Annotated in this window: 2 protein-coding genes and 1 pseudogene; all 3 read right to left on the bottom strand. The window is 64.0% G+C overall.

Translation table 11 applies throughout. The annotated features are described in order from the left end of the window. Positions 1-115: 115 nt before the first annotated feature. Positions 116-223, bottom strand: a pseudogene (locus EOA86_RS32890) (DUF2274 domain-containing protein); the annotation flags it as partial. Further along, positions 220-1,392 carry a TrbI/VirB10 family protein gene (locus EOA86_RS32885; protein WP_128345380.1) on the bottom strand — a complete coding sequence of 391 codons (1,173 nt, stop codon included), beginning with the start codon at positions 1,390-1,392 and terminating at the stop codon, positions 220-222. The pseudogene EOA86_RS32890 and the gene EOA86_RS32885, both read right to left, overlap by 4 nt. Further along, a partial coding sequence (locus EOA86_RS32880) for a TrbG/VirB9 family P-type conjugative transfer protein (RefSeq protein ID WP_164892244.1) occupies positions 1,389-1,899 on the bottom strand: 511 nt, incomplete at its 5' end. The genes EOA86_RS32885 and EOA86_RS32880, both read right to left, overlap by 4 nt.

The following is a 1,899-nucleotide window of genomic DNA, read 5'->3' as shown; positions in this document are numbered from 1 at the left end:
GGCTCGGGGAGTGTGATCGTCATGCGCGCTGTCCCGAGCTTTGGTAACGGGCCAAGTTTCAGGTTCGCCATGCGCCGTCTCCTGTAGAAAATGCGACAGAGACATGTTGACCGTTCAGATAATCCGCGTAGCTGACCAGGTCGCGATGCAATGCAGCCGGGAGCTCGACTGTGACCTTGACGGGCTTGTCGTCGGGAATAGCGCCGAGCTTTAGCTTTATCATTGCGCCGCTCCATAAGGCTCGAGGACGAGGTCGCGGGCGACGATTACTCTCACAGGGAATCCTGGCCGGATGGTCAGTGTCGGTGCGACCTGCAACTGGCGTTGAACGATCTGCTGGCCGGCGTCGTTGATGGTGTCCTGCGTGCCGCTGCGGATCGCGTGGATGAGCCGGTCTTCGTCATCCATCGTCGTCTCCGCGCCGACGGCGAGCAGTGTCGACAGGCCCGCGGCCTTCATCAAGTCCCACCAATGATAATCGACGCCATCCTCGAGTCCGGCGTATCCTTGGGTATCGGCGCCAGGTTGACGCTCGAGAACGATCGAGCGGCCATTGGGGAATATGAGACGACTCCAGACCAGCAGGACGCGCCGCTGGCCGAAGGCTACGGCATTGTCGTATTCGCCGATCAGCCTCGTTCCCTGCGGAACCAGGAGCAGGCTGCCGGTCGGGCTGTCATAAACATGCTGGGTAACGTGCGCCGTGATCTGCCCGGGAAGGTCGGAGCGGATGCCGGTGGTGAGGGCGGCCGGGATCACTGACCCGGCCTGAAGGACAAATGGCGAAGCAGGCGCAGCCACCCGGTCTGGCGCTACTGTACGTCGATCGACCGGCGCATTGAGGAAGGCAAGCTTCCGGTCTTGGGCGCCGGAACCGGACAATTCCGAGCCCCCAAGCGTGGGCTGGAAGCTCGGCAAACCGGATGGTGCGCGAGCATTGGTTTGGAAAAAGACCTCGCTGGTTCGCGCGGCTTCCATTTCCGCGAGGCGGCGCTGCTCTTCAGCGTCCGGCTGAGGCACCGGTACGACGTCGGCGGGTACGTCACGGCCTTTCTCGCGAGCGCGCACGATGGGACCACCAAGATCGCCAGGCAGCGGCGGGCCGAGTTGTGGAATGCCGCTATAGTCCGAAGGAAGGCCCTGCAAGCCGTCGGCGGTCTGCCTGCGGTCGGTTGTGAAGAGCTCCTCCTGGCCCGGCTGTCGATCAGCGTTTTGCAGCGCGTAGATCAACGCGCAGCCGATGCCAAGTCCGGCAAACAGGCCAACACCGGCCAGCACGCGACGAGAGATGCGCGTGACTCGCGGCGGCTCGGGCCGCAGCCGCATGGCATTCGCGGTCTCTCGTGTCGAGGACGGCAGGTCAGATTCCGTTCCAGCGCCGGTCTTGCTCATGACGATGGCCTCCCGTCGGTCCGCACGATCCGGACCGTCTGCTGGCGCTTGCCGCTACCGAGCCGCAACTCAGCGGCGCCGAACAGACGGTCGACGATCATGATGTTTTGGTGGATGCGGCTGTTGACGATCTCGGGCTGGCCGTCCGAGCCGATGACGAAGATCGGAGGCATCTCGCCCTGCACGATGCCGCGCGTGAACTCGACATAGACGCGCCGCCCATCGTCATAGACCGACACGGGTCGCCAGGGCGGCCTGTCGCCGGTCAGCGCGTAGCGATGGTTGCGCGCCGCCCGGGCCGGGATGATCGGAGTTGCCGGAATGCGCGACTGGTGGGATGTGACCTGGGGATAGGCCCATGCCACTGACGGCATATACGGCTTTTCGCCGGCTCGCAGCTCAATCATGTAGGTGCGGCGGTCAGTGGTGATGACCAGGTTTGTCATGATCTCCGTACGCGTCGGCTTCACCAGCACATGCACGCGCCGGGTTGCATCACTGCCGCTC

The organism is Mesorhizobium sp. M5C.F.Ca.IN.020.32.2.1, from assembly GCF_004023105.1.
Classification (GTDB): Bacteria; Pseudomonadota; Alphaproteobacteria; order Rhizobiales; family Rhizobiaceae; genus Mesorhizobium; species Mesorhizobium wenxiniae.
Note: the sequence above shows the minus strand (reverse complement) of the source record. Positions and strands in the feature narration are given on the sequence as shown.